This window comes from Streptomyces alkaliterrae (assembly GCF_007097205.2).
In the GTDB taxonomy this organism is placed as follows: Bacteria; Actinomycetota; Actinomycetes; order Streptomycetales; family Streptomycetaceae; genus Streptomyces; species Streptomyces alkaliterrae.
In genome coordinates, this window is the sequence record NZ_VJYK02000587.1 from 1 (window position 1) to 1,316 (window position 1,316).

The 1,316-nt window shown below is 71.2% G+C and carries 1 protein-coding gene; it reads right to left on the minus strand.

Features of this window, described 5'->3' with window-relative positions:
* The coding region (eccCa, locus tag FNX44_RS26950; protein WP_143651578.1) for a type VII secretion protein EccCa at positions 1 to 1,316 on the minus strand (1,316 nt) is incomplete at both ends.

Consider the following 1,316-nt stretch of genomic DNA (forward strand, 5'->3'; position numbering starts at 1 on the left):
GTCCAGGACGGTGTCGGCGAGGGCGTCGTCCTCGGCGTCGGCCTGGGCGGCGAGGGCGGCGGCGAGTTCCTCGGGGTCGGGTTCGGTGTAGGTGACGGGTACGGGTTCGGCGGTGAAGTGGGCGGCGCGGCGTTGGACGGGGGTGGGGCCGAGTTGCGGGGTCGTGGAGCCGTCGCGGTAGACACCGGAGACGTAGGCGGCCTTGAAGCGGTCCATCTCCTCGGTGCCGTGCTTGAGGTAGCCGGAGCCGGGCACGGTGGGGAGGTGGTAGGCGTCGGGGACGCCGAGCGCGGTGCGGGACTCGGAGGCCGAGAAGGTGCGCAGGCCGATGCGGTAGGAGAGGTAGGTCTCCAGGCCGCGTAGCTTGCCTTCCTCCAGGCGTTGGGAGGCGAGGAGGAGGTGGACGCCCAGGGAGCGGCCGATGCGGCCGATCTGGATGAACATCTCGATGAAGTCGGGCTTTGCCGTCAGGAGTTCGCTGAACTCGTCGATGACGATGACAAGGGAGGCGATGGGGTCCTGGGCGGCGCCGGCGGCGCGGGCCTTCTCGTAGTCGTGGATGTTGGCGTAGTTGCCGGCGGCGCGCAGCATCTCCTGGCGGCGGTTGAGTTCGCCGCGGATGGAGTCGCCCATGCGGTCGACGAGGGTGAGGTCGTCGGCGAGGTTGGTGATGACGGCGGAGACGTGCGGCATCGTCGCCATGCCGGTGAAGGTGGCGCCGCCCTTGAAGTCGGCGAGGACGAAGTTCAGCGTCTCGGAGGTGTGGGTGACGGCGAGGCCGAGGACGAGGGTGCGGAGGAGTTCGGACTTGCCGGAGCCGGTGGCGCCGACGCACAGGCCGTGCGGGCCCATGCCGTTCTGCGCGGCTTCCTTGAGGTCGAGCATGATGGGCTGGCCCTGGTCGCCGACGCCGATGGGGACGCGCAGCCGTTCGGCCTGGGAGCGGGGCTGCCAGGTCTGGCTGACGTCGATGGCGGCGGCGTCGCCGAGGTTGAGGAGGTCGGTGAACTCCAGGTTGGCCAGCAGGGGTTCGTCGTCGTCTCCGCCGCTTGGGGTGCGGATGGGGGCGAGGAGGCGGCCGAGGGCTTCGGCGGATTCGAGGTCGAGGGTGTCGGGGGTGCCTTCGTAGACGTGGCCCTGGCCGGACTCCAGGCGCAGCTCGCCGGGGCGGGCGACGACGGACAGTCCGCCGCGCGGCTCGCGCAGTTCGCCGGAGACGACCTCGATGACGGTGACGCCCTGGAAGCCCTCGGGGGCGGCGAGCGCGGAGGTCTGCGGGACGGACGCGCCGTCGAGGAGGATGAGCAGGTGGGGCT